This is a genomic window from Moritella sp. JT01 (assembly GCF_001574435.1).
Lineage (GTDB): Bacteria > Pseudomonadota > Gammaproteobacteria > Enterobacterales > Moritellaceae > Moritella.
In genome coordinates, this window is record NZ_LOCN01000007.1 from 555,069 (window position 1) to 580,985 (window position 25,917).

Below are 25,917 nucleotides of genomic sequence, written 5' to 3' on the forward strand. Positions count from 1 at the left end.
ATATTCTGTTTTATAGTATTAGTGAGTGTTTCTGACCATGTATATTGACCCACAATGGCGCATATTAACAGTTGGTGATGGTGATCTATCATTCTCCAATGCTTTATTTCGACACCATGCTCCGCAACACTTAACAGCAACGATTTATGATTCTCTCAACACCTTACAATCTAAGTACGGTGATGATTTTCATCAACAACTATTAAACCGCCATTGCCAAGTTTTAACTGAGTTCGATATAACCAACCCAGAGACTTGGTCTACAGTGACGAAACATAGCTTTGACTTGGTTATTTTTCAATTTCCATTAGTACCAGGGTTCACGTCTAAAACAGAATTTAATGAAAAATGCGCGGGTATTGGGATCAATACGCTTAATCGTCGGCTTTTACGCCAATTTTTGATTAATGCAAGCGAACAATTGTTAGATCCCATAGGCCCACAGTTGTGTTATATCACCAGTAAAGACGTAAAACCCTATTCTGAATGGAATATTGAACACTCGCTGATACTCAATACCGATATAAATTACTTGGGTGAAATGAATTTCGACATTGTAAACTTCCCAGGATACCGTGTACGTAATGTCGATCGTGATAAACATGTTAAAGATACCAAAGGTATTACTTACGTATGGAGTCAACGACCAGCGAACCAGCTTACACAAGCACTCAGTTCCCAACTCACGCAACAGCCAATATTAGGTGACGATTGCTGTCATTACTGTCAAGCCGGTCCATTTACGTCTGACCAACACAAACAAGCCCATGAAAACTCACGTAAGCACTTACGGATGAAAGATTTTGAACAGCAATGGCTTGCTGACTTACAAACAGCTTAACTCACCCGCTACATCACTGTGTAAATATTTTGATGCAGTTACTTTCGCTTGGTAGCTGCTATAAATAAACACCAAAATAAATGTAATACTCAATAACATTATTATCGTAGGCGCTGGCGCACTGTCGAGGTAAAAGCTTAAATAAACCCCGAAAAACGACGTTAGTAATGAAATTAGCAAGGCAACAAACACCATACTTTGAAATTTACTTGTCAGCAAAAATGCAATCGCACCTGGGGCAATCAACATCGCGATCACCAAGATCATGCCAACCGCTTTTAGTGCACACACTATGGTTAAGGATAATAGTGATAACAAACCATAATGTAATATCGTTGTCGATAGTCCAATGGCTTTAGCATGTTGATGATCAAATACAAAAACCAGTAAATCCTTACCTTTAATCAACATAAACGCGACGACCAGAAAGGCGATAATACCTACCTCTAGAACGTCATGCCATGTAACCCCAAGTACATCACCAAACAAAATATGATCTAAATGTACACCCGATTCTATTTTGGTCATTAATACCAAGCCTAAACCAAACATACTCGAAAACACGACGCCCATGACGGTATCCTCTTTCAATCGGCTATTATCTTTAATAAAGCCCGTCGCTAAGGCGCAAAACATGCCGGCGACAAATGCACCTATAATATAAGGAATGGCCAGTACATAAGCGACGATCACGCCTGGCAAGACAGAATGGGATATTGCATCGCCCATTAAGGACCACCCTTTTAATACTAAGAAACACGACAACAAAGCAGTCGGAATCGCAACTAACAACACAATAACGAATGCTTGCTGCATAAAGGTAAATGAAAAAGGCTCTAATACTGTGTTTAATATTGTCTCAGATAACGTATCAAGTAATGTAACCATTATAATGTCCTTATTATTTTTCTGGCTTTGTACCTTGCGGCGAGGTAACCATGCTTGGGGGCGAATACAAACGCTAAAATAAATACCATCGCCTGCAAGACCACAATCACCCCACCTGTAGCACCATCAATGAAATAACTTAAGTAAGCGCCAACAAATGAACTAATGGCCCCAATTGCTACACTTAATATGATCACACGAGAAAACCGGTCACTTAATAAGTAGGCTGTCGCGCCAGGTGTCACAACCATCGCTATCACTAAAAATGCGCCAACGGTTTGCAGTGCCGCCACGGTGCATGCACTGAGTAAGGTAAAAAATAATATTTTTAACGCATTTGGGTTTAAGCCAATGCTACGGGCATGGTTTTCATCAAAGAAAACCACCATTAGATCCTTCCACTTTAAGATTAATACAAACAGTGAAATGCCCGCAATTAAGAGTAACTGCACTGTATCCGCAGGCGTAATTGCCAGTATATTACCCAAGACAATGGTTTGAATATTCACCGATGTCGGTGCCAGTGACACCATGAACAGACCTAAGCCAAAAAATGAGGTAAAGATTAAGCCGATGATTGCGTCTTCTTTTAACTTTGTGCGTTGGTTTAAAAACAACATAGTGGTTGCCGCTAAACCACCCGAGAAAAAAGCCCCTAAAGCAAACGGTAAACCGAGCATATATGCAGCTGCAACACCGGGAACAATCGCGTGTGATAACGCATCACCAATTAATGACCAACCCTTCAGCATCAGGTATGCAGATAGAAAAGCACAGACGCCGCCCACCAGTGCACTAATAAAAATAGCATTGACCATGTAGTCATAACTAAATGGCATGAGTAATGTGTCTAGCATCGTTCGCTCACCACAGGTGCTTGTTCACCTTCACCATAAAGTATCACCGGACGTTCATGATCAGAAAGTACCGTCACCTGCCTTGCATCATCATCGTCATGTAGGTCATCACCCGCGAGAATGAAATGACGTAACACCCCACCAAAGGTTTTTTGCAGGTTCTCTTGGGTAAAAATTTCTCTCGTTAATCCTGCACCTAATATGGTGCGATTAATTAACACGGTTCTGTCACAAAACTCAGGGACAGTACCAAGATTATGCGTGGATACTAAGATAACTTTACCTTCCCCGCGTAATTCACGTAATAACGCCATGATCTGTTCTTCCGTTTTTACATCAACCCCCGTAAAAGGTTCATCAAGCAAAATAACTTGGCTTTCTTGGGCTAATGCACGTGCTAAAAACACCCGTTTTTTTTGACCACCAGATAACTCACCAATTTGACGGTGTTTAAATTCCCCCATGTTGACGCGATCAAGCGCCATATTGACCTTATCGTGATCATTTGGCTTTGCCATACGTAGCATATTCATATGTCCGTAACGTCCCATCATGACTACGTCTTTGACTAAAATCGGAAAGTTCCAATCAATTTCTTCACTCTGTGGAACGTAAGCAACATAATTATTTTTTAACGCCTTTTTAACCGGTAAACCCAAAATATTTACAGAGCCCTTAGCCAAAGTAACAAAGCCCATTATCGCCTTGAATAAGGTTGATTTACCGCTGCCATTGATGCCCACTAACGCAGTAATAGACCCCTTAGGTAAGCTAAAACTGGCATTAAATAATGCGGTATGACCGTTGCGATAAGTCACACTGATATCGTTAACTTCTAATCCCATCATTATTGATTTAGTCCTTCTGCTATAGTACTCAACGTTATTTTAAGCAAGTCAATATAGGTTGGTACTGGTCCATCAATCGCACTTAATGAATCAACATATAACACACCCGCATAGCGACTACCTGTTTCACGAGCGACTTGCTGTGCAGGCCGAGCTGATACTGTACTTTCACTAAAAATTGCGACGATATTATTGGCTTTCATCTCATCAATGACTTTCCTTACTTGCTGTGGAGTGCCCTGTGCATCAGCATTAATGGGCCAAAGATAGAGTTCTTTCAAGTCATAATCACGCGCTAAATAACTGAACGCGCCCTCGCTAGTGACGAGCCAGCGTTTGTCTTTTGGTAAGGTTGCAAGTTTCAGCTTAAATGGCTTAACCGCAGCGAGAATCTGAGCACTGTAACGTTTGGCATTTTGATTATAAATAGCAGTGTTCTTACTGTCATATTTAACCAGAGCTTGACGAATATTTTCAATATAAACCAAGGCATTATCGGCAGACATCCAAGCGTGAGGATTGGGTTTTCCAGAATAAGGTCCTTTCGCTATCCCCATCGGCACGATTCCCTCTGTAACAACAACACTAGGCACATCACGTAAATTATGAAAAAATTTATCAAACCATAACTCAAGATTAAGTCCGTTATAAATAATCAAATCGGCGCCTTGCGCACGACGAATATCACCCGGCGTTGTTTGATAATTATGGATCTCTGCATCCGGCTTAGTGATGGATGTGACGATAGCAGCGTCGCCTGCAACATTTCTGGCCATGTCCGCAATCACAGTAAACGTAGTGACAACTTTAAATTTATGCCCTGATTTTAAAGCAGGGTTAGCCCAAATTGAGGTGGATAAAAAAAGAGAAAAGAAGAGTAGTAATGATGTAGTAAAACCAAACTGACGAAGCATGTTTATTCCTTGTTATTAATCCAATACCGATAATACTAACAAGGAATAAACAACTTCTCAATACAAATGAGAATTATTATCATTTAATACTTTAAGTGTGTGCTAAAGTGCTACTTTAGGTGTAGACCGAATAACAAAACTAACAATACCAATCACTTGATGATGATTAACAGGCCCCATGTCAAGCGTAGATATACTGCTTTTATGTTCACCACGTAACCATAAAAACCCTTGTTCATCAATATGATCAAGGGTTTTTATAATATCGCCATAACGGTTATGGCGAACCTTAATAATTCGTCCTGGTCTTACCGATAGCAGAGAATGCCAACAGTTAACCAAGACATAACTTCCTTCGGGAATACAAGATGACATACTCGTCCCCCGAACTCGGCTAATATGAAAACCTAGCAATCGAGTTTAGGATAAACAAGTTGTTGCGCTGGTGGGTACGGTGATGTAGCGGTAAATGTGTCTACACCTTTTGTTGCCCAAAATATTTCGGCAAATCGATTTACTTTTTCTAATAAGTCCAGTGTCGCATCTTTATCTATATGTTGCTTAGCTTTAGATGCTGCGAGCATAATACTATGGGTCAACTCGTGTAGTTCAGGAAACTGTTCTAGTTGCGGCTGTTTAATATAATCCCCCCAAATAACGCGGATTTCTTCTTTCACTTTTAAACCATGCACTTCTTTCTCGGTAATTAAACGTCCAAATTGCGCTTGATCATTTAAGCTGAAAGAATCTTTACAGCCAAACTCATCCAATAAATCAACCATACGTATCATTGTGAGTACAGCTAACTGCGCCGAGATAGGATCATAAATCTTGCATGGAATATCACAATGCGCAGATACCTGACTAAATGACAATTTCTTATCCATTGCCGAGACTAATTTAAATAACATACTGTTCCCTTATTTTTCCGTTGATTTAATGCGATTAGCACGACGAATAGCAAATACTGCATATCCAGCAGCTAACACAACAGGTGCAATCCAAAGTAAATGAATTAATCCTGAAAGTGGATCGCTATGATCATGTCCTGAATGCGCCAAAACCATCGGGCTCGCTAAAGTAAGAGTTAACACGGTCAATATTTTATGGGTGGTGAAAGATTGAGTCATAAACATCCTGTTTAATTATGATTTACAAATGATAATAATTCTTATTTATATTTGATAATCATTATTAAGTAAAGCATTTTTTAGATAATACTAAATGCTCGGATAGAATATTTATTTTGATCTACTTCAATCAAACCTCTGATTTACATTTACGCTCACCAAGCAACATGAGAAAATGTGTACTGTCATAATTCACCGTCACCACAACCAGTTAAGATACATATAGCCATGCCAACAGCACCCGCCACCAGCATTGAAGACAAATTAAAACAATTAACGAGTATCTCGGCGTTATTACACTTTTTTGATATTGGCTTCGACAGTGGCTTGATGCATGAATGGCAAGGTGATCTGCTTAAACGTTTTAACGGTTATGTGCTCTTAACAAAACCACAGGATTGGTTTGATTATCGTCGCTGTTTAAAGAATGCCTATTGTAAAGTGCAGCGTGCCCGACTAGACCGCAGCAGTAAAACACGCTCAGCTTGTCGTGGCTGCACCTCTTGTGAAAGACGTTAATCTGTTAGCGAAAGCTAAGACTTCACGAACACTAATAAACGATTATTAGCTGGCATAGCATGATCATGTATTAATGTGAGTCCTTGTTCATTTGCAAGCTTGTTAATCGCTTCAATATTGCGGATACCACGCTCCGCATCAATATTCTTTAACCACACGTCAAAATCAGCATTACTTTGACTGGTAAATTGTCCCTGATAATTAAATGGGCCGTAGATACACAGTTTCCCAGCTGATGACAAATGTTCACCAACACCTTGAAAGAAACGTTTAACTAAGGGCCAGCTGACAATATGTAAAGTATTCGCAGTAAAAATACCAGCCACTTTTTCAATCGGCCAAGGCTGGTTTAGATCTAAGCATAAAGGGCGCTGTAAATTAACCAACGACACACAGTCTAACCAACTGTGTATACCAGCATGATTACAGATTAAATCACTTGTTTGCCAAGTAAGATGCGGTAACTTAGCCGCAAAATACACAGCATGTTGTGCACTTCCCGTACCAATTTCCAATACGCGCTGGGGTTGAATGAACTCACCAGTGAGTACACTTAAAATAGCGTGTTTATTATTTTCACAAGATTGTGAGAACGGTTTTGTCATATTCCACCTGCATCCGTTGTCCATGACCATGATTACTCGTATTAGCAGTTTAACTGATAATGAAAATAAAAGGTTATCGCAAGCTATACTTTACTAGGAGGAAACAGCTAATGAGTGGAGCGAATTATGTTTTTTAAACATAGAAGCAATAACGACATGATAGAAGTAATAGGACAAGATGATCTCACTAATCTATTCCACGATACTGTATTGGGCCGTTATCAGGTAGGTGAAGAACAACAAGACCCTGAATCATTTAAGAAATCAGATCTCATTTTTCTATCAGGTGAAGAACTACCGCGCTGCTGGACCGATCCTCATTATCGAGAACATGAGCATTAATTCAAACGGGAACATCCCTGTTCCCATTTCATTCATTTATAAACTCGGTGTCATTGCTGCGTCATTCGCGAAACGACGACGAACCCAAAGTAAGCTCATCACAACCAGAACAGCAGTCACTAACATCACAGAACCAAGGTTAAATTGATCCTTTGCGCCCATTAAAGATGCAGCTAGCGTCGCAAGACCTGCGCCTAAATTTTGCATGCCCCCTAAAATAGCGCCCGCTGTACCTGCGTGATGTGGGAAAGGTTGAATAGCCGCTGTCGTTGCTGCAGGGAATATAATGCCAGCACCAATAAACGACACAAACCCACCACCAATCAGCGATACCACAGTAACAAGTCCAGCCATACCCGGTATAAAGATAATCAAGGCCCCAATGATCAGTGTCGCCATGCCAATATTAAATAGATGACGTTGACCGATACGCGCTGTTAATGTGGCTGATAACCACGCACCCAGCAAATATCCCGGCAGTGGCAATACAAACAACCAGCTTACTGTCGTTGGATCGAGTTTTAACACGCTGCCGAGTAATACCCCAGCTGCCGCTTCAAATACGGCAATACCCGCAAATGTTGCGATCAAGCAAAATACATACCCCTGAAATTGGCGATTACTCAGCACATAACTATAACTTGTCCAAACGCGTTCATTACGACGATTTTCTTTGGGCAATGTTTCATCAAACATCACAAACATAGCTAATGTAACCAAGGCACCAAAAATCAGTAGAAACACATAACTGGCATGCCAATCAAACGCCATTGACAGATAACCACCAACCACAGGTGCAAGTAAAGGTGAAAAAATCACGCCCATACTCACTAAGCTATTTGCTTTGTGTAATGATGCCCCATCATAACAATCACGCGTTACCGTCCGCGACATAGCACCTGCACAGCCCGTACCAGTACCTTGAATAAAGCTTGCCAATAGAAACAGTTCAAAAGACGATGCAAACAGCGCGCCTAACGTACCGAGTAAAAATATCAGCATCCCCACGATGATCACCGGACGTCGACCGATACGATCCGACAATGGTCCATAGACAAACTGTGATAACCCATAAGGGATCAAATAAGCGGCCATCACAGCTTGTAAATACGTGGGCTGTACAGCAAAATCGCTTGCCATTGCTGCGATAGATGGCACATACATCGTTTGTGTCATTTGCCCAACAGCGGTCAGAATAATAATTAGAAATAGTAATTTTGCCATGTTGGCAGAAGACGATTGTTGACGCACAACCATACCCTCACAATAAGTTACGAATAAAAATCGGGATTTATGACTAAAAACCGTAGATTATAGAGTTAAACTCTAGTTTGATTGATAATGAAAAGATTGGTGACAGGCTAAATCCATATATGCAATATCTTACTCTGCACTTCAAGCGGCATAATAATCTTGAAACCACCACAGAGCAAGTAAAAAAGAAGTATTAACACCGTACTTTTTACGCACTAAAACATTAGTTTAACTAATGGATAAACATATATTTATCAACGTCGCATATCTCACTAGTTTTTAATTACTTCAACCTCGTTTTCTTGGTCATCACACTTTGTTTGCCAGCATGCTCAACCATAAAAAAAGCTTAACTTAATACCGCCACTATCGCATCAATCGGCATGGCTATGGGGATCTACCAAGCGCGCTGGTATAACCCGATAATAGGAAATTACCGTTTTACAATTGCAGCACAGCAATCACAATCTGAACTCAATTCAAAAATATTTACCATCACTAATACGATTAAGCAAAATTAACGCGGCTTTTCTGGTTTATGCCTACCGAAAACTAGAATTTATATTAAACTCATTAAAGTAAGATGGATTATCAGTTAGGTACAATGAAAGCCGTCACTGAGGAGATAGTATGAATAATAGTGATCTAATCTTTATCGCCTTCTCTATTATTACTCTAGTTAATATCGCACGGGCAGTATCATCATTACGCTGCTTGCTATATCGCATGAAAGATATTGATCCGCTGCTTTACCAACGTGTTAATGGGCGCATATTTTTCAGTACCGAAGGTAATTACAGCAAGCAGATGCAACTGTTCCATTATATTCGCCGTGATGAACATCTACATCATTTTGATGAATACTTTATCTATCGTTGTAACAAGGTTAAAAAGATATTTACCTTGGCAACTTACCTCGTCGTTTTTAATATTATTCTAATTCCAGTGTTGATGTACCTCGATTTATAAGTGCCCAAGTACAAATATTATCTAAATTTACTGCAGTACCATTGATGATTGCAGTTAATCTATTTATAAAAACATCGCTTTGATCGTAGTAATCCATAAATTCAACAGTAATATAATAAATCATACAAGCGTTTGAGTTTATTATTCAAATAATTTCAGGTTAAATAACCCGTTTGTAACGGGTATGTAGCAACAAATTTCAAAACTAGGTTTCACCTTACATTCACAACACAACTTAATAGATAGGAAGAATTATATGTTATCGAATGCCGCTGTAGAAAAAATCGAATTGAATGGAATCAATTGTATTGCAGATTTGATACAACAAACATGTGAAAAATTTGCTGATAAACCAGCGTATACTTGCTTAGGAAAAACACTTACCTTTAAAGAAATTGATCGACTTTCTGCCGCATTTGCATCTTATTTACAAAATCATACTGATCTAAAACCCGGTGATAAAATTGCAATTCAGTTACCCAGCATCACTCAATTTCCAATTGTAGCTTATGGTGCCACACGTGCAGGATTAGTATTAGTCAATACCAACCCACTTTACACACCAAGAGAAATGTTACACCAGTTTAATAACTCAGAAGCCACTGCATTAGTTATCCTATCAGATCTACTCCCTGTAGCAGAAAAAGTCCTGCCTGATACCAACATCAGAACAGTGATCACAACGCATGCAGCCGATTTACTTGCGCCACAAGAACAAGGCTCGACGCAGCTAGATACTATTTCACTACTCGATGCAATTGCCCTAGGTGAAAACAGCGCTTATCAACCTGTTACTTGTAATCTTGATGATTTAGCCGTTTTACAATACACAGGTGGCACGACTGGTTTATCAAAAGGCGCAATGCTAAGTCACAGCAATGTATTAAGTAATACATTTCAAACCAAGGGTCGTTTATCCAACTTGATTACTGAAGGTGAAGAAATTCTTGTATCACCACTCCCGCTTTATCATATTTACGCATTTAATATCACCCTACTGCTGTACTTCAGCACTGGTGCTCACTCAGTATTGATTCCAAATCCACGTGACATGGTTGGTTTTATTAATTCAATTAAGACCGTCAAATTCACTGCGATTTCAGGTCTTAATACTTTATTCGTAGGCTTATGTTCTCTCCCTGAATTTAGAGATCTCGATTTCAGTCAATTAAGAATTACGACTTCTGGTGGTACAGCATTAACGAGCTCAACCGCGAAGCTATGGAAAGAAGTAACCGGATGCGATATCTGTGAAGGCTATGGATTATCTGAAACAGCACCGGTAGTTACTTTTAACCTACCAGGGCAAACTTTGATTGGTTCGATTGGATCTGCCGTACCAGGGACAGAGATTAAACTGCTTGATGAAAGTGATAAAGAAGTAGCGCCTGGAGAGGCTGGTGAATTAGCCGTTCGCGGTCCACAGGTAATGCAAGGATACTGGCGTAGTGATGATGCAACAGCAGAAGTAATGACAAGTGATGGTTACTTCAAAACTGGTGATATTGCAGAGCGACTTGATAATGGGTATTACAAAATCGTTGACCGTAAAAAAGACATGATCATTGTGTCGGGTTTTAACGTTTACCCTAATGAGGTCGAAGAGATTTTATCTAACCACGCGGGGATCCAAGAAGCAGCTGTGATTGGCGTACCACTGGAAAAAACAGGTGAAGCCGTTAAAGCATTTATCGTCAAATCACAACAAAACCAAGACCTTGCTGAAGAAGATGTTATTTCACATTGTAAAAATTTCTTAACCGCATACAAAGTGCCTAAGCAGATTGTATTTATAGATGAATTACCAAAAACAGCCGTAGGTAAGATTTTACGTCGTGAATTACGTACCGTATAAATAACGAAAGCTATTTTTAGTTTAAGTACTCAACTTCAGTTTGAGTGCTTAAACTTAACGACAAACATAGCGCCACCCAACTTACTGGTGCCAATATTAATCTCCGCCTTCATTGTTTTAACTATCGTACTTACAATCGCTAAACCTAAGCCAAAACCACCCGTTTGCCGACTTCGGCTGTTATCTAAACGCGTAAAAGCATCCAATACATGTTCACGTTGTAATGGCGAAATACCTTCCCCATTATCTTCAACAACAATACTGAAATACGCAGGATCATTTTTAAGGCTAAGCTTGACGGTTGAATCCGCATATAAACACGCATTTTTCACCAAGTTATCAACTATAAGTTGCAGGTAACGAGGGTTTGCATCGACCCTAACCGTATCGATATCTGAAGAAAGCGATACATGAGGATATTGGCGTTGAAATTCAATTTCACGTGATTGCATCAACTCACTTAAATCGACGATTTGATGTGCCGATGAAGGTTTATTTTCAATCGTTTGCAACATCAAAATATCATTGGCCAACTCTTCCATTTCAACCGTATAACGACTTAAATCACTATGTAATTCAGTCGTATATGTACTATGCACGTCATCACTTAATAACCCCATCACTAATTGAATACGCGTTAACGGTGTGCGTAACTCATGCGCAATTGCATTGGCCATAACTTGTTGCTGATGCTGTGAGTACTGCAAGGATATCGCCATCTCATTAAAACTTGCTGCCATCTGGTTTAACGGGGCTGGTATTTTATCGTCAACTCGCGTATCTAACTGCCCATTTGCTAAGGCTAAACTCGCTGAACTCAAGCGATAAACATGATCAGATATAGTTTTTACTGAGGAATACAAGACTAATGCGATACTCAAGAAGATAAAACCCAATAGAAATAGTTCTGGCCCACTATCTTCCCAATCTTCTAGACCACCCGTAGGATAAATCATTTCAGGATTGTCAATGATAAGTAACAAACCATCATCGTGCGGGAGTACCGCGGCAAGAAGATCATTTTCTTCTTCGGTATGTAAATATACCTCTATCTTACCAATTTCAGCTGGTAAAGGCGGAGCGTCGCTCTCCTTGTTAAGATTGATTACGTATAATAATTCATGCTGCTGCTGATAATCAAACGCTTGTTTAACGGTCATTTTTTTAATAGTAAAACCAGTGAGTTTATTCAGTGATTCCACCGCCATGTTCCAACGGTCACTATCTTCGACAAAATCATCGAGTAACGCTGCCGTAAAACTAACGTCATGTATAAACCCAACATCAGTATCGTCATAATAATTCATCAACATAGTAACAAACACAATACTGCCAATAATAACGGCGGTAATACTGATATACAGTTTAAAAAAAAGCGTATGTGCCGTATTACGGTTTATTATTCGATTAAGATTAGTAAACATATTATTACTTAACAAATAGGTAACCCTTACAACGGTTTGTTTTAATGATTTGATACGGGAATAGCCCGACCACTACGACTAGACTTTAAGGATCATTAAACCACAACCTCTAAATTAAACGTCGTGCTTAAACTTAACGACAAACATAGCGCCACCCAACTCACTGGTGCCAATATTAATCTCTGCCTTCATTGTTTTAACTATCGTACTTACAATCGCTAAACCTAAGCCAAAACCACCCGTTTGCCGACTTCGGCTGTTATCTAAGCGTGTAAAGGCATCCAGTACATGTTCACGTTGTAATGGCGAAATACCTTCCCCATCATCTTCAACAACAATACTGAAATACGCAGGATCATTTTTAAGGCTAAGCTTGACGGTTGAATCCGCATATAAACACGCATTTTTCACCAAATTATCAACAATAAGTTGCAGGTAACGAGGATTTGCATCTACCTCAAGCACATCGATATCTGAAGAAAGCAATACATGAGGATATTGGCGTTGAAACTCAATTTCACGTGATTGCATCAACTCACTTAAATCGACTATTTGATGTGCCGAAGAAGGTTTATGTTCGATCGTTTGTAACATCAAAATATCATTGGCCAACTCTTCCATCTCAACCGTATAGCGACTTAAATCATTATGTAGTTCAGTCGTATATGTACTATGTTTTTCATCACTTAATAATCCCATCACTAATTGTATTCGCGTTAACGGTGTGCGTAACTCATGCGCAATTGCATTGGCCATAACCTGTTGTTGATGCTGTGAGTACTGCAAGGATGTCGCCATCTCATTAAAGCTTGCCGCCATCTGGTTTAACGGGGCAGGTATTTTATCGTCAACTCGCGTATCTAACTGCCCATTTGCTAAGGCTAAACTCGCTGAGCTCAAGCGATAAACATGATCAGATATAGTTTTTACTGAGGAATACAACACTAATGCGATACTCAAAAAGATAAAACCGAGTAAAAACAGTGAGGCATCATTATCATCATCATCATCCCAATCATCTGGACCATTTATCGGGTAAATATTTTCTAAACGGTTAATAATAAGCAATAGCCCTTCATGATGTGGAAGGATCACAGCAAGACGTCCACTTTCTTCTTCATGCCTGTATACATATACGCCCCACTTCCCAATCCCAGCAGGTAATGGTGGATAGTGTTTATCTTGCTTTATATCAATTTCGTCCAACAACTCATGCTTTTGATGATACGCCAATGCGTTTTTAATCGAGATCTTTTCAATAGTAAATCCGGTAAATCGACTCAACAAGTCGACCTCCATATTCCAACGGTCACTATCTTCGATAAAGTCATCAAGTAATGTGGCGGCAAAGCTAGCATCGTGCACAAATCCAACATCACTAAGATTATCGTAGTAGTAATCCATGAATATCGAAACAATGACAATGCTACCGATAATAACAGCGGTAATACTGATATACAGCTTAAAAAAAAGCGTATGAGCCGTATTACGGTTTATTACTCGATTGAGATTCGTAAATATATGATTGCTTAACAAATAAGTAGCCCTTACAATAGCTTGTTTAATGATTTGATACGGGAATAACCCGACCACTACAGCTAGACTTTAAGGATCGTTAAACCACAACCTCTAAATTAAACGTCGAGCTTAAACTTAACGACAAACATAGCGCCACCCAACTCACTAGTGCCAATATTAATCTCTGCCTTCATTGTTTTAACTATCGTACTTACAATCGCTAAACCTAAGCCAAAACCACCCGTTTGCCGACTTCGGCTGTTATCTAAGCGTGTAAAGGCATCCAATACTTGTTCACGCTGTAATGGCGAAATACCTTCCCCATCATCTTCAACAACAATACTGAAATACTCAGGATCACTTTTCAGGCTAAGCTTGACGGTTGAATCCGCATATAAACACGCATTTTTCACCAAATTATCAACAATAAGTTGCAGGTAACGAGGATTTGCATCTACCTCAAGCACATCGATATATGAAGAAAGCAATACATGAGGATATTGGCGTTGAAACTCAATTTCACGTGATTGCATCAACTCACTTAAATCGACTATTTGATGTGCCGAAGAAGGTTTATGTTCGATCGTTTGTAACATCAAAATATCATTGGCCAACGCTTCCATCTCAACCGTATAGCGACTTAAATCATTATGTAGTTCAGTCGTATATGTACTATGTTCTTCATCACTTAATAATCCCATCACTAATTGAATTCGCGTTAACGGTGTCCGTAACTCATGCGCAATTGCATTGGCCATAACCTTTTGTTGATGCTGTGAGTACTGCAAGGATATCGCCATCTTATTAAAACTTACCGCCATTTGATTTAAGGGGGCGGGTATCTTATCGTCAACCCTTGTATCAAGCTGACCATTTGCTAATGCCAGACTTGCCAAACTCAATTTATAAACATGATCGGATATATTTTTCACAGCGAAATACAGCACGAATGCGATACTCAAAAAGATCAAGCCTAATAATAAAAATTCAGAATCATCGTAATCAGGCCCATCCATGGGGGCGTCCATACTAGAAATAGTATCAATAATGAGCAGTGACTTGTCATGAGACGGGATGATTACAGCCAAGCGTTTATCATTATCGTTATCATATACATGCACGCCGCCCCGACCAATACCAATGGGTAAAGGTGGAGTATCATTATCCATATCAATAACATCCAATAATTGATGTTGTTGGTGATATTCTAATACTGCTTTCGCAGATAACGTTTGAATTGAAAAACCCGTGAACTGGCTTAACAGATCCACTTCCATATCCCAGCGTTCACTACCTTCCTCAAAATCATTCAGTAAACGTGCAGAAAAATTAGCATTGTGTACAAATTCAACATAGCTAAAATAATTGTAAATGATGATTACAAATAATACTATGCTACCAATGATAACAGTAGTAATACTGAGATACAGCTTAAAAAAAAGCGTATGAGCCGTATTACGGTTTATTACTCGATTGAAATTCGTAAATATATTATTGCTTAACAAATAGGTAGCCCTTACAACGGATTGTTTTAATAATTTGATACGGGGCAACATCATCTTTTATCTTTTTACGTAAACTGGATAAGCGCATATCTAGCGCTCTATCCAAACCATCAAATTCAACCCCTTTTAACGCTTGGTAACACTCATCACGGCTAACAATTATTCCTGCTTGTTTTGCTAAATATTCCAACATTTCATATTCTGCACCGGTTAAGATAATCTCTTCATTATTACGGGTAACCAAACGTTTCAATGTATCTATCGTTAACGTACCCGTATGACTTAACGCATTATCGTTTTTCTTACTTCTTTTTCCGCGGCGCAACAATGCTTCAATATGAGAGAGTAAAATATGCGGGCGCAACGGTTTATGTAAATAACCATCAGCGCCCGTATCCAACGCGGCAATCTCAGATATCTCTTCACTGCAAGCGGTAAGCATAATAATAGGCCCCGTATACGTTTCACGACTTTGCTTACACACTTCAATACCGTTCATACCCGGCATCATAATATCTAATACCACGAGATCTGGTTGTAATCGAACTATATCCGCAAGCCCCTCGGTACCACTATTACTGAGTGATACTTGGTATCCTTTAGTACGTAAAAACATGTCGAGAAGACGACAAATCTCTAAATCATCTTCAACAATCAAAATGTGTTTTTTTCCATCTTCTAACATGTTCAAAGAAACCTTATGTCATTATAAATAAGTAAAATACAAGATAAGAAAACGCTTAAGCGTTAGGTAAGTTTAGTTCACTATCATTAAATTCAATAGTATGAATATTCATCAGTTTATCAGTACCATTGCGGTTATTTCCTAAGATATGGCTATTATTTGTACCCGTTAAACGTATCGACTGCAAATATTGTTATTTTTCGGTATAACCCAAGTATAGCGATCAAATAATAACCCTAACAATACTGTGATACTAACTAATTTATTCATATGAACGCCTGTGCACTATGAGGTATTAATAACAACGCAATCATATTAAAAAAAAAATAATATTTCAGTCTATAATTTGTCAGTTTTGTCAGTTTTGTCAGTAGTAATCAAGCAGCTAATCGATATTTTTATAAACTACTGTAAATTTATCAGTGTTCCTCTACTTAATATCTATACAGATTTAATAATTGCGCTAAAATGCATACTAATAACCTTGGCTTTAAATAGTGCTTGCAGAAACAGTAAGCATGCTTCAGATAAGAGTAAACATGCTTTCAGATAAGAGTAAACAAGCTATTCGTGATGTTTATCAGAACATCCGCGATTCACTACCTGACTTTGCTGTCCGACGATCACAAAATATTCTGGTGGCAGAAATGGCAAAAACCCTCGCGGGTAATTTTGATAAGAATCGTCGTTTGATTATTGCTGAAGCTGGCACTGGTACAGGTAAATCATTAGCTTATTTGATTGCAGGGATCCCACTCGCCACCGAAGCGAAAAAGACCCTAGTCATTTCAACCGCCACCATTGCATTACAAGAGCAGCTTTTGCACAAAGAGCTGCCTTTCTTTCGCCGTCAGTCAGGGCTTAAATTTGAGTTTGCATTAGTAAAAGGTCGTCAGCGTTATTGCTGTGAACAAAAACTCGCCATGCTTTCGCAAGCAGATGACCAAATAGAACTGCTTGCTGACTTAGCAACCGTCCCTAAAAAACGTGATTTACAGCTTATCAAGCGCATGTTTACGGCTTACGCTGCAGGTAAATGGAAAGGCGATATCGACAGTTGGCCAACCCAGATCCCCGACGATATTTGGCAATTAATTGTTTCAGACCGTCACAGTTGCAGTAAATCATTTAGCGCACACCGTAATTGCCCTTTTCATAAAGCACGTGAAGCCTTAGACCAATGTGACGTACTTATTGTAAATCACGCGTTATTATTAGCTGATTTAGAGCTTGGTGGTGGCATTATTCTACCAAAACCAGAAGACTGTTATTACGTACTGGATGAAGCGCATCATTTACCACGCATTACCCGTGATTTCTCGTCAGCGCATGCTTCGGTACTCGGCGCAAAAGCCTGGTTACAGACCATGGCGGTATCAATGCGCCAACTCACGCAAGCGATCGCCTCAAGTGAGATATCCGATCCGGTCACAAAACTACTCAGTTCAATCAATACTATCAGTAAAGAACTCACCAAGATCCACAGTTTAATGTCCGCTAATGATCGCCAATTTAGTGATGATTCTTGGCGCTTTGCTGATGGTGAACTACCAGAAGCGTTAGCAGAACTAGCAGCAAACATGAACCACGAAACCAAACGTGGCGTTAGCCAAACAGCAAAGATTGTTGATATTCTTGCCGAACAAGTAAAACAAGATCAGCTGCCACAAGTTAAAGCGAATAAACTCATTGCCGAAGTAGGCTTCTACCTACAACGCATCGAGAACCTGCATCAAGTGTGGAATATGTTGATTAAAGAAACAAAAGGCACACCACTGGCAAAATGGGTAGAGAAAAGTGGCAGCCGCCAAGACGACCATATCTTTGCTGCGAGCTTGATTGATGTTGATAGTAAACTAGAGCACATGCTGTGGTCACAATGTGGCGCTGCAATCTTGACCTCTGCAACATTAACCTCACTCGGCAACTTTAATTATTTTCGCCGCCAAGTAGGCTTATTGAATGATGAATCAACGCAGCACCTGCGACTCGACTCACCGTTTGAGTTTGAACAAGCAGAGCTGTATATACCGAACTTAGCACTCGCACCCAATGAGCCCGGTTTCACTGAGTTATTAGCAGAAAAACTCCCAAGTTTACTGCCGGACAAAAAAGCATCTTTGGTATTGTTTAGTTCGTACCGTCAAATGAATCAAGTCGCTGAAATTATTCGTAATACAACAAAATTAGAGCTATTGGTACAAAAAGAAAGTTCACGTACCGAACAATTACAAAAACATGCAGAAAATGTGAAAGCGAATAAAACCAGTATCTTATTTGGAACCAGTAGTTTATCTGAAGGTCTTGATTTACCCGGCGATCTACTCACAAATTTAATTATCACTAAAATCCCATTCTCAGTGCCGACCTCACCCGTTGAAGAAGCGCAATCAGAATGGATCACTAAATCCGGTGGAAATCCATTCATGCAGGTCTCAGTTCCCGAAGCCAGTAAAAAATTGATCCAATCTTGTGGCCGATTACTGAGAAAAGAGAAAGACTCTGGTAGAATCACGCTACTTGATCGTCGAGTTATTAGTAAACGCTATGGACCAGCATTACTTAATTCGCTTCCCCCTTATAAAAGAAATATAGAATTTTGATGTTAGAACTTGGTTTAGAACCTTCGGTTTTTATAATTTTATGCAGCGTTGCACTGGTTGCAGGTTTCATCGACGCTGTTGCTGGCGGCGGTGGGTTATTAACAGTCCCCGCATTACTCAGTGCAGGTCTACCACCACACCTTGCATTAGGTACTAATAAATTGGCTGCCAGTTTTGGTTCATGCGCTGCGGCAATTACTTTCTATAAGAAGCGTTTATTTAATCCTAAATTTTGGTGGCGATCATTTCTGTTTACTGCCATCGGAGCCATATGTGGTACCTTCGTAGTCAGCGTCATTAGCACCGCTTGGTTAGAAAAATTATTACCCGTCATTATTATCTTTACGGCTATCTATTCTATCTTTAGCAAGACCCAAGAACACACAGGTGAAACCTTACCCGATGATAATCCGGCACTACATAAAAAGCAGGGATTTCAAGGTTATATTATCGGATTTTATGATGGTGTAGCAGGCCCGGGTACCGGTGCATTTTGGACTGTATCGACAATGGCACTGTATAAACTTAATATCTTGTTTGCCTCTGGTGTTGCTAAAGCAATGAACTTTACCAGTAACTTCACCTCCCTACTGACCTTTATTTACCTTGGCCACATCAATTGGTACCTGGGTTTAAGCATGGGTTTATCCATTATGGTTGGTGCGATCATTGGTGCACATACAGCCATTCACTTTGGCGCTAAATTCATTCGCCCATTATTTATTACGGTGGTGATCATTATTGCTTGTAAACTGGCTTATCAATCATGGCTACAATAACTCGCCAACAGCAACAGCTCAACCAACTCGCTCAACGTATTCAACAGTTGAGTGAGTTGAGTAAGCAAGTCAACTCCAGTCATACCACGACCATTAAGTATAAATTACGCGATCGCGCCTTGTTCTACCCGGGCTTATTTATCGGTAACAGTCATGATATTCAGCAATATGTGGCTGAATTAGAAAAGAGTATGACGCGTTTACAACACTATTTGGATAAGAGGTTTGATAAACAGACAACCAGCACTAAGCAGCTAAGTTCATCGTCAGAAAATGCATTATCGATAGAAGACGTGCTATTAGAAAAAATAGCACATCAATTTAGAGCAATTAATGGGGTATTACAGCAGTGTCATTTTAAGCGTGGGGAAGTCAAAGATGAGCAAATAAATTATGCTGTTATTGCGAAGAAGTTATTGCAGAAATCTCACTATTTATATCAAAAACTAGCACAACAAATAGAGTATGAACGCCGTTTGCAAACGATGATAGATCAACAAAACGATCCACTTCAACTGCAACAAACTAAGCAAAGATTACAGCGTTGTCAGGCGGCAACAGCAAAAGTCCGCCAGCAGTTACAACGCTATGAACAAAAGAAAGATATTATGTAATAAAATATTTCAGTACCAATTAAAAAATAATTAAGGATTCTTTATCATGTCGCTAGAAAACGCGCCAAAACATATAAAACTTGCCGTTGACCTCATCCAACTACTTGAAGAAAACCAACTACCGACAGAAACAGTGATCAAAGCATTGGCAATCGTACAGCAAGATTTTCAGCGTAAACTTGGAACTGAAACAACAAGCAGCGTTAGCTAGAGCTGCAAGCTGCACTTATTATCAAACAAAGTCCCACTCTATTTTGCAATTGTAACGGCGTAGTCCCCTGTTACTAATTCTTCCACAAAGCTCGACGGATTATTTTTATTACAAAGTAAATATACCTGCTGACGAGCCCGTGTTAATGCCACATAAAATAACCGGCGCTCTTCTGCATCAGGAAAACCAGACACATCAGGCTGTAATATCATCGCAAAGGGATGACGGAATTTATGACAAGGAAAACCATACTCGCCTGCTTCCATCGCTAATACAACTACATTATCGGCTTCTTGCCCTTTCGAACTATGCACCGTCATGGCTTTGATGGTTAACTGAGGGTATTGCGTGGACAACACTGTCAGCGTCTTATTATCCGGTAATTGAAAATTAAATCGAGCGAGCAATAACACTGACTTTTGCTTGCCTTCGCCTTTAACACTCGCCGCTATTTGTTTTAATTTCTTTTCTAACAATAATGTTTCCGCATCATTTTGTTTATTGTCGCTGCGCTTATTATCACTAACCTGATAGTAGTTAACCTGTACACAGGCTTTTTTTGCTTTGCTGTATGTTGTTATTTGCTTACTCATTTGCTCTGGGTTTGCCATCACAAAGTCGCTCGCAACAGCACTAATCTGGTCATTAAAACGGAATGTCGTATCGAGTGGTAATGTACTCGTCATACCAAAATAATCACTGAAGCGTGTTGTCACCGCGATATCACTGCCCGCGAATTGATAAATAGCCTGCCAATCATCACCGACACAGAATAATTTACTATCGTCGTGTTGCGTCTGTAGATGTCTGACTAAGTTCGCTCGCGCTTGAGATATATCTTGAAATTCATCAACAAGAATATGTAGCCAAGGTGAACTAAACTGCCCATTACTCACATAATCACTTGCCTTGGTGATCATCTCATCAAAATCAATCTCATTATTTTCCGCTAAATGCATTTGATAGTGTTCAAGTAATATAACGACGACTTCATGTGTTAATGCCGCGAAATCTGCATCAGGTAACGCATTTAGCCTTTTTTTAGCGCGTACTGTGCGGGTATTTTTATACTGCATCGTTAATTCGACAAGTTGGCTTAGCAGTTTTTTATACCCACCTTTGCCTGCTAATAATCGCGCGACTTCTTGCTCATGTTTTTCACTCGGTAACTTGCCTAACCAAGCGACATAGGCATAACAATATTCACTAAACAATGCATTAAAGTCAGCATCAATCAGCAACGTCGTTATACTTTGCTTAAAAAATTGTTGTTTCGCATTATCACTGTTCGCCAGCTTACTGACTTGCGGCTTATTCGTTTCAACTTGCTTGATAATATCCAACGCCAAGGCATGAAATGTTTTTACTGTGACCCTCGCATTTGGCAATCGCTGTTTTAAACGCGTTTTCATTTCTTGTGCAGCATCTTTTGCAAACGCCAATATTAAGATCGTATCAGCCGTTGCTTGCTGTGACTCTAATAAATACGCACAGCGCCCTAACATGACACTGGTTTTACCACACCCAGCGCCCGCTAATACCAAGTTCGCATCATTAGCGACAATACAGGCATCGCGTTGCTTCTCGGTAAGTGGGTGTGTTTCAAGACTATCAAATAGGGTTTTATAGTTTTGTTTTTGCTTGTTCATTACAGCTTGATTATATTTATCTAAATTTTCGGTCTTACTTTGCTGCCAAAAACGTAAATGCGCTAAGGGTAATTTAAGCGATGTAGGGATCTTATTAATTTGCGGTAACATTTCAAACCAATCAGCCCAAGGTAATAACCGTGTCTGTAAAGCCAACCATTTTGAATGGGAAATATAGCCCTGCTCAATCACTTGTGTGAGCTGTTGATACAGTTCGAGGATCTCGGTTTCTTTCCCCTCTAATGCACGAAAATACAGCTCATCAATTAGCCCTGTAACCTCAGCCTTATCAATACCATTTAAACGAACACGCTGACTTTCCCAATTAAGTACTAAGGTATCAAAAAATGAACCACGGAAATGCTTCAATTTAGGTTCAAACGTAGTCCAAGAATAATGATAGGTTTGTTGCTGTTTAGTAGTAAACACAGCACCCTCGGGACAAAACGATAATGTACGGCAATTTGCACCAAATAACTGAGCAAAAGTAGAAAAAGAATAATCAGGCAATGCAGATGAACTCGATAAAAGATAATAGAGAAAACATAGCACAATCATTGGTATTATTTAATACGTAGGGTTAACTTTATCGAAAATTTTCAACTTTATTAACCAGCGTGACTAAGATCGCCCGCCGCCAATTTTTCAGATAGAATCTTAGCGAGCGCCACATTCATCGACAATAAAATATATAAAGGCCAAGTAAAGCTCTGAGTCAAAAAGGTACCAGCCACACAAAACGCAACTAACCCAGCAAAAATACCATCATTACACGTTACAATCGTATTACGTTCACTCACAAGTAACACTCGACTACTCACTTCTGTCCGCCATAATTGTCTAAACATCACAGCAATAAGTGCAATGAACAGTGCTAGTCCTACAAATCCAGTTTCACCTAAAACCTGAAACCACGTACTGTGTACCGCGTGGTTTTTACCATCCCAGAAAGGACTAAACAAATAATAATTAAGGTAAAAATTATTTATCCCGACCCCTGTAAGTGGGTTTTCTACCGCCATCTCCCATGATGCGATCCACGCATAAATCCGCCCCATGGTTGATTCACCAATGCCTTCTTCTACCGCACCTCCAGAGGAACGACCTGAAATACCCGCCATCATCACTAAGATGGGTAGTAATAGTACACCACCCGCGAATACATATACCTTATTCTTAATTCGCTTAACCGCAAAATACCCAGTCACCGCCATTATCCCCATCAGCCCACCACGACTTTGTGTAGCAATAATCGCCCAAAATAAAATAACGTAAGCCATTGCGAGTAATGCCCGATGCAATTTACCAATATTAGATTGCAACAGGTTTGATAAAGTAAAAGACATGGGGAACAGAAGTACTAACGCTAAGTCATTCGGATCACCAATTAATGAGCCAAATTCCCGTGAAATTGTCACCCGTGTACCTTCAACCAGACCAATACCTTGTAACTTATTACTAATCGCTTTTAGCCCTACAACACCCCCTGCCACCACGTATAAATAAGTCGCAATACGAAAATGGTGAATAGTACGAACCAACCAGCAGATCGCAATTGTCATGACCCAAACTTTAATGATTACATCAGAAAAAAGCGTAAATGCAGCCTGACGGTTATACGCAAATGCGATGCCAAATGCAGTCCACCCCAAAAACAAGCATACAAATGTCAGCTCCGTTGACCAATAAACCTTGATGCTATTAGTCAAATAGATATGCCAACCCAAAACAAAAAATGACATGAGAGAAAACGCCAACGGAATACGCAACGGGATCAGTACCGGAAAGGCTTCGTGTATACGAAAATAGGAAAAAATAACAAAGGTAATTACAATATAAAATGGGAACTTTAATAGAAGCATCAAAAAAAGTGGCGCTAAAATAAATGCAACAGGCACCAACCAAGTTTTAGTCTGATACCATAATAGGCCAGTAACAAGGGTTAACATGAAGCTTAAAAATATTTGTAAACGCGGATTAACCGTATGCAGATCTATCATTAAACATCCCTGCTTATTGACCTCATTGTCTAAGTAAAGCAGGAATATAAAAAAATGAAGTTAACAAAGTATAAAAATACGTTTTTTTGGATCTGATAGGCCCCTTACCTCATGTTCCCTTTTTGTGTTAGCACTGGAAGCCTGTTTCAATAAACCACTACACACGGATTTGTTAACTTTTGTTGTGATTAAATAAGATCATATTCTGAGCTTCACTTCAACTGTTATAGTCTAATATTTGATATAGTTATTGCTAACTTGGCTATATATTTAATGTTAAATAAAATACCGTTTAGTTTATCTAAAAAACGAATATACTTAACTGCTTCTATTTTTTTAATTTATACATATTATATTTACATCATTGTAGATATAGCGTCTTTAGGTAACATTTTAAATTATTCTAATATTAAGTATATGATTGGGGTTCTACTTAAAGCCAGTATTAGCACTCTCTTCATTTTGATTTTATCTTCAGTTTTTACATCCAAATATCTAAATATATTATTATTTATCATTATAAGTATAATTTCATCAGTCATTCTATTTGTTAAAATTCAATATGGTAGCTTTGAACTTGGTAGTTACATCAGTATCATGGAAACAAATACTAAAGAAACTATAGAACTATTTTATTCTATTGATATTCCATCAGTTGTATTGTTACAATTAATTATAACTCCGTTTATTTTATTTAGACTAAATAAATCCCTAGGTGGTTTTAAAATAAATTTAGTTCTAATTACGTCCCTAATTTTATTAATTGGTTTATCGTCATCACAAGCCAAGAATAATTCAATATTTTCAGTTTCCCCAACGGGAGAAGTTGTGCTAGTCCCGATGAGTAGAGCCTATTACATTTTATTCAATATGCCTTTATTAAAGCCAATTGCCCTATCACAATCCTATTCAAAGTTGAAAAAAATTGAAAATAGTCCGATCAAAGCAGAATGGGAAAATATCATAGTTTCAAATTCATCCGACAAGAAAAATTATGTCGTTATTATTGGTGAGTCAGTGCAAAAATCATCTTTATTTTCATATGGATATCATAGAAAGACGACTAAATCTCTAAAAGAAACACATGGTATGACGTTAATTTCAGATCCAATTGCGCCAGCCCCCCAAACCGGAATGGCCTTAAGTAGAATTTTAGCCATCAATAATAAGCTAAATATCAATAACAACTTAAACATTATCGACTTAGCAAAACTTTCTGGTTTCAATACATTCTGGTTTTCTAATCAAGGTCAGATTGGGATATACGATAGCCCCATCACTAATATTGCGAAAAGAACAGATTTAACCATATTTCATAATAAGAGTTATGAACAAGCAAATTCTGATTTCGTTTTAATCGAGGATTTAGAAGCGCATCTAAATGGTAATTCAAATAATGTATACTTTCTTCATATGATTGGTTCTCATTTCGATTTTTGTGAAAGAACAAAAAACACAATAAAATTAGAAGATGCTTATAGAGATCAATTGAAAGATGATCAAAACTGTTATGATGATACTATCCTAAACACCAGTCTTTTTATAAATAAAGTAGTTTCTCTGCTCGAATCTACCTCTTTAGACTATGAAGTCATATATTTTTCAGATCACGGACTCGTGGATATAGAAAGAAAACCATATAAATCTCATGGTGTGGGAAGTTTATTTCAGAGAAAAGCACTTGAAGTACCACTTATATTTATTTCAAGTAGCAAAACCAGCAGTCACATGCAAAATACAACATATTTCATGAGAGATTTTCCGCATACTTTCGCAGAATGGTTAGGTGTTACAGCAACACAAATTGATTATACTAAATCTGTTTTCAATCTAGACATTAAGCAAGAAAAATATGCGTTGAATGACTCTTCAGAAATAATATACTTTACCGAATAGAGATATTTAAA

At 38.9% G+C, this 25,917-nt stretch carries 25 protein-coding genes; 10 read left to right on the plus strand and 15 right to left on the minus strand.

Annotated elements, in window-relative coordinates; translation table 11 throughout:
• The first annotated feature begins 37 nt into the window (after window positions 1-37).
• Complete coding sequence (locus AKG98_RS09040) at window positions 38-841, plus strand: class I SAM-dependent methyltransferase (RefSeq protein WP_067044529.1); 804 nt, start codon at window positions 38-40, stop codon at window positions 839-841.
• Here the strand turns inward: AKG98_RS09040 and AKG98_RS09045 are convergent.
• The 7 genes from AKG98_RS09045 to AKG98_RS09075 form a co-directional block, all read right to left on the minus strand.
• Window positions 827-1,729 carry a metal ABC transporter permease gene (locus AKG98_RS09045; RefSeq protein ID WP_198155465.1) on the minus strand — a complete coding sequence of 301 codons (903 nt, stop codon included), beginning with the start codon at window positions 1,727-1,729 and terminating at the stop codon, window positions 827-829. The genes AKG98_RS09040 and AKG98_RS09045 overlap by 15 nt on opposite strands.
• Window positions 1,729-2,586 (minus strand): metal ABC transporter permease, encoded by an 858-nt coding sequence (locus tag AKG98_RS09050; protein ID WP_067044535.1) that lies wholly within the window; start codon window positions 2,584-2,586, stop codon window positions 1,729-1,731. The genes AKG98_RS09045 and AKG98_RS09050 overlap by 1 nt, the downstream gene beginning before the upstream one ends.
• Window positions 2,580-3,434 carry a manganese/iron ABC transporter ATP-binding protein gene (locus AKG98_RS09055; protein ID WP_067044538.1) on the minus strand — a complete coding sequence of 285 codons (855 nt, stop codon included), beginning with the start codon at window positions 3,432-3,434 and terminating at the stop codon, window positions 2,580-2,582. Before AKG98_RS09055 ends, AKG98_RS09050 begins: the two co-directional genes overlap by 7 nt.
• A complete protein-coding gene (locus AKG98_RS09060) occupies window positions 3,434-4,348 on the minus strand; it encodes a metal ABC transporter substrate-binding protein (protein ID WP_067044541.1) in 915 nt (304 codons plus the stop codon). Before AKG98_RS09060 ends, AKG98_RS09055 begins: the two co-directional genes overlap by 1 nt.
• 102 nt (window positions 4,349-4,450) lie before the next feature.
• Window positions 4,451-4,762 (minus strand): nickel-type superoxide dismutase maturation protease, encoded by a 312-nt coding sequence (sodX, locus tag AKG98_RS09065; RefSeq protein WP_228140261.1) that lies wholly within the window; start codon window positions 4,760-4,762, stop codon window positions 4,451-4,453.
• Entirely contained in the window at window positions 4,756-5,259 is a 504-nt protein-coding gene (sodN, locus tag AKG98_RS09070) for a superoxide dismutase, Ni (RefSeq protein WP_067044546.1), read from the minus strand. The genes sodX and sodN overlap by 7 nt, the downstream gene beginning before the upstream one ends.
• A 9-nt stretch (window positions 5,260-5,268) precedes the next feature.
• A complete protein-coding gene (locus tag AKG98_RS09075) occupies window positions 5,269-5,478 on the minus strand; it encodes a hypothetical protein (RefSeq protein ID WP_067044549.1) in 210 nt (69 codons plus the stop codon).
• 228 nt (window positions 5,479-5,706) lie between these two features.
• On the opposite strand from AKG98_RS09075, the gene AKG98_RS09080 reads away from it, so the two are divergent.
• Window positions 5,707-5,997 carry a nitrogen fixation protein NifW gene (locus AKG98_RS09080; protein ID WP_067044552.1) on the plus strand — a complete coding sequence of 97 codons (291 nt, stop codon included), beginning with the start codon at window positions 5,707-5,709 and terminating at the stop codon, window positions 5,995-5,997.
• Window positions 5,998-6,011: 14 nt separating this feature from the next.
• On the opposite strand, the gene AKG98_RS09085 is transcribed toward AKG98_RS09080, so the two are convergent.
• Window positions 6,012-6,602 (minus strand): DUF938 domain-containing protein, encoded by a 591-nt coding sequence (locus tag AKG98_RS09085; RefSeq protein WP_067044554.1) that lies wholly within the window; start codon window positions 6,600-6,602, stop codon window positions 6,012-6,014.
• A gap of 126 nt (window positions 6,603-6,728) precedes the next feature.
• Between AKG98_RS09085 and AKG98_RS09090 the strand changes: the two genes are divergently transcribed.
• Window positions 6,729-6,944, plus strand: a complete 216-nt coding sequence (locus AKG98_RS09090; protein WP_067044556.1) for an acetyltransferase — start codon at window positions 6,729-6,731, stop codon at window positions 6,942-6,944.
• A gap of 36 nt (window positions 6,945-6,980) precedes the next feature.
• Here AKG98_RS09090 and emrD read toward each other — a convergent pair whose 3' ends face one another.
• A complete protein-coding gene (gene emrD / locus AKG98_RS09095; protein WP_067044559.1) occupies window positions 6,981-8,201 on the minus strand; it encodes a multidrug efflux MFS transporter EmrD in 1,221 nt (406 codons plus the stop codon).
• 627 nt (window positions 8,202-8,828) lie between these two features.
• Between emrD and AKG98_RS09100 the strand changes: the two genes are divergently transcribed.
• Together AKG98_RS09100 and AKG98_RS09105 are read left to right on the plus strand one after the other, a co-directional pair.
• Window positions 8,829-9,167: a universal stress protein UspB gene (locus tag AKG98_RS09100; RefSeq protein WP_067044562.1), complete on the plus strand. Its 339-nt coding sequence runs from the start codon at window positions 8,829-8,831 to the stop codon at window positions 9,165-9,167.
• 256 nt (window positions 9,168-9,423) lie between these two features.
• The gene (locus AKG98_RS09105) at window positions 9,424-11,022 is read left to right on the plus strand and encodes an AMP-binding protein (RefSeq protein WP_067044565.1); all 1,599 of its coding nucleotides are present in this window, start codon (window positions 9,424-9,426) and stop codon (window positions 11,020-11,022) included.
• Between the two features lie 35 nt (window positions 11,023-11,057).
• Here the strand turns inward: AKG98_RS09105 and AKG98_RS09110 are convergent, their stop codons facing one another.
• The 4 genes from AKG98_RS09110 to AKG98_RS09125 all read right to left on the minus strand — a co-directional run bounded on the left by AKG98_RS09110 (window position 11,058) and on the right by AKG98_RS09125 (window position 16,154).
• The gene (locus AKG98_RS09110; RefSeq protein ID WP_083543923.1) at window positions 11,058-12,446 is read right to left on the minus strand and encodes an ATP-binding protein; all 1,389 of its coding nucleotides are present in this window, start codon (window positions 12,444-12,446) and stop codon (window positions 11,058-11,060) included.
• Window positions 12,447-12,560: 114 nt separating this feature from the next.
• On the minus strand, window positions 12,561-13,982 hold the full coding sequence (locus AKG98_RS09115; protein WP_067044570.1) for an ATP-binding protein: 1,422 nt from the start codon (window positions 13,980-13,982) through the stop codon (window positions 12,561-12,563).
• A gap of 98 nt (window positions 13,983-14,080) precedes the next feature.
• On the minus strand, window positions 14,081-15,469 hold the full coding sequence (locus AKG98_RS09120; protein ID WP_067044573.1) for an ATP-binding protein: 1,389 nt from the start codon (window positions 15,467-15,469) through the stop codon (window positions 14,081-14,083).
• On the minus strand, window positions 15,456-16,154 hold the full coding sequence (locus AKG98_RS09125) for a response regulator transcription factor (RefSeq protein WP_067044576.1): 699 nt from the start codon (window positions 16,152-16,154) through the stop codon (window positions 15,456-15,458). Before AKG98_RS09125 ends, AKG98_RS09120 begins: the two co-directional genes overlap by 14 nt.
• 539 nt (window positions 16,155-16,693) lie before the next feature.
• On the opposite strand from AKG98_RS09125, the gene dinG reads away from it, so the two are divergent.
• From dinG to rsmS, 4 genes are read left to right on the plus strand one after another with little or no spacing between them, the layout of a single operon-like run.
• Window positions 16,694-18,757, plus strand: a complete 2,064-nt coding sequence (gene dinG, locus AKG98_RS09130) for an ATP-dependent DNA helicase DinG (RefSeq protein ID WP_067044579.1) — start codon at window positions 16,694-16,696, stop codon at window positions 18,755-18,757.
• Window positions 18,757-19,536 carry a TSUP family transporter gene (locus AKG98_RS09135; RefSeq protein WP_067044582.1) on the plus strand — a complete coding sequence of 260 codons (780 nt, stop codon included), beginning with the start codon at window positions 18,757-18,759 and terminating at the stop codon, window positions 19,534-19,536. The genes dinG and AKG98_RS09135 overlap by 1 nt, the downstream gene beginning before the upstream one ends.
• The gene (gene priC, locus AKG98_RS09140; RefSeq protein WP_067044586.1) at window positions 19,524-20,150 is read left to right on the plus strand and encodes a primosomal replication protein PriC; all 627 of its coding nucleotides are present in this window, start codon (window positions 19,524-19,526) and stop codon (window positions 20,148-20,150) included. The genes AKG98_RS09135 and priC overlap by 13 nt, the downstream gene beginning before the upstream one ends.
• Window positions 20,151-20,196: 46 nt before the next feature.
• The gene (gene rsmS / locus AKG98_RS21880; RefSeq protein WP_083543924.1) at window positions 20,197-20,361 is read left to right on the plus strand and encodes a pleiotropic regulatory protein RsmS; all 165 of its coding nucleotides are present in this window, start codon (window positions 20,197-20,199) and stop codon (window positions 20,359-20,361) included.
• Between the two features lie 38 nt (window positions 20,362-20,399).
• On the opposite strand, the gene AKG98_RS09145 is transcribed toward rsmS, so the two are convergent.
• Together AKG98_RS09145 and AKG98_RS09150 are read right to left on the minus strand one after the other, a co-directional pair.
• Complete coding sequence (locus tag AKG98_RS09145) at window positions 20,400-22,439, minus strand: UvrD-helicase domain-containing protein (RefSeq protein WP_228140262.1); 2,040 nt, start codon at window positions 22,437-22,439, stop codon at window positions 20,400-20,402.
• Between the two features lie 179 nt (window positions 22,440-22,618).
• Window positions 22,619-24,010, minus strand: coding sequence for an O-antigen ligase family protein (locus tag AKG98_RS09150; protein ID WP_067044592.1), 1,392 nt, complete (start codon window positions 24,008-24,010; stop codon window positions 22,619-22,621).
• Between the two features lie 597 nt (window positions 24,011-24,607).
• Between AKG98_RS09150 and AKG98_RS09155 the strand changes: the two genes are divergently transcribed.
• Window positions 24,608-25,906 (plus strand): phosphoethanolamine transferase, encoded by a 1,299-nt coding sequence (locus AKG98_RS09155; RefSeq protein ID WP_228140264.1) that lies wholly within the window; start codon window positions 24,608-24,610, stop codon window positions 25,904-25,906.
• Window positions 25,907-25,917 lie beyond the last annotated feature (11 nt).

What these genes read in the sequence shown, in the direction of transcription:
- AKG98_RS09040 (WP_067044529.1), top strand. Translation starts at nt 38, where the DNA reads ATGTATATTGACCCACAATGGCGCATATTAACAGTTGGTGATGGTGAT.
- AKG98_RS09045 (WP_198155465.1), bottom strand. Translation starts at nt 1,729, where the DNA reads ATGGTTACATTACTTGATACGTTATCTGAGACAATATTAAACACAGTA.
- AKG98_RS09050 (WP_067044535.1), bottom strand. Translation starts at nt 2,586, where the DNA reads ATGCTAGACACATTACTCATGCCATTTAGTTATGACTACATGGTCAAT.
- AKG98_RS09055 (WP_067044538.1), bottom strand. Translation starts at nt 3,434, where the DNA reads ATGATGGGATTAGAAGTTAACGATATCAGTGTGACTTATCGCAACGGT.
- AKG98_RS09060 (WP_067044541.1), bottom strand. Translation starts at nt 4,348, where the DNA reads ATGCTTCGTCAGTTTGGTTTTACTACATCATTACTACTCTTCTTTTCT.
- sodN (WP_067044546.1), bottom strand. Translation starts at nt 5,259, where the DNA reads ATGTTATTTAAATTAGTCTCGGCAATGGATAAGAAATTGTCATTTAGT.
- AKG98_RS09075 (WP_067044549.1), bottom strand. Translation starts at nt 5,478, where the DNA reads ATGACTCAATCTTTCACCACCCATAAAATATTGACCGTGTTAACTCTT.
- AKG98_RS09080 (WP_067044552.1), top strand. Translation starts at nt 5,707, where the DNA reads ATGCCAACAGCACCCGCCACCAGCATTGAAGACAAATTAAAACAATTA.
- AKG98_RS09085 (WP_067044554.1), bottom strand. Translation starts at nt 6,602, where the DNA reads ATGACAAAACCGTTCTCACAATCTTGTGAAAATAATAAACACGCTATT.
- AKG98_RS09090 (WP_067044556.1), top strand. Translation starts at nt 6,729, where the DNA reads ATGTTTTTTAAACATAGAAGCAATAACGACATGATAGAAGTAATAGGA.
- emrD (WP_067044559.1), bottom strand. Translation starts at nt 8,201, where the DNA reads ATGGTTGTGCGTCAACAATCGTCTTCTGCCAACATGGCAAAATTACTA.
- AKG98_RS09100 (WP_067044562.1), top strand. Translation starts at nt 8,829, where the DNA reads ATGAATAATAGTGATCTAATCTTTATCGCCTTCTCTATTATTACTCTA.
- AKG98_RS09105 (WP_067044565.1), top strand. Translation starts at nt 9,424, where the DNA reads ATGTTATCGAATGCCGCTGTAGAAAAAATCGAATTGAATGGAATCAAT.
- AKG98_RS09110 (WP_083543923.1), bottom strand. Translation starts at nt 12,446, where the DNA reads ATGTTTACTAATCTTAATCGAATAATAAACCGTAATACGGCACATACG.
- AKG98_RS09125 (WP_067044576.1), bottom strand. Translation starts at nt 16,154, where the DNA reads ATGTTAGAAGATGGAAAAAAACACATTTTGATTGTTGAAGATGATTTA.
- dinG (WP_067044579.1), top strand. Translation starts at nt 16,694, where the DNA reads ATGCTTTCAGATAAGAGTAAACAAGCTATTCGTGATGTTTATCAGAAC.
- AKG98_RS09135 (WP_067044582.1), top strand. Translation starts at nt 18,757, where the DNA reads ATGTTAGAACTTGGTTTAGAACCTTCGGTTTTTATAATTTTATGCAGC.
- priC (WP_067044586.1), top strand. Translation starts at nt 19,524, where the DNA reads ATGGCTACAATAACTCGCCAACAGCAACAGCTCAACCAACTCGCTCAA.
- rsmS (WP_083543924.1), top strand. Translation starts at nt 20,197, where the DNA reads ATGTCGCTAGAAAACGCGCCAAAACATATAAAACTTGCCGTTGACCTC.
- AKG98_RS09150 (WP_067044592.1), bottom strand. Translation starts at nt 24,010, where the DNA reads ATGATAGATCTGCATACGGTTAATCCGCGTTTACAAATATTTTTAAGC.
- AKG98_RS09155 (WP_228140264.1), top strand. Translation starts at nt 24,608, where the DNA reads ATGGAAACAAATACTAAAGAAACTATAGAACTATTTTATTCTATTGAT.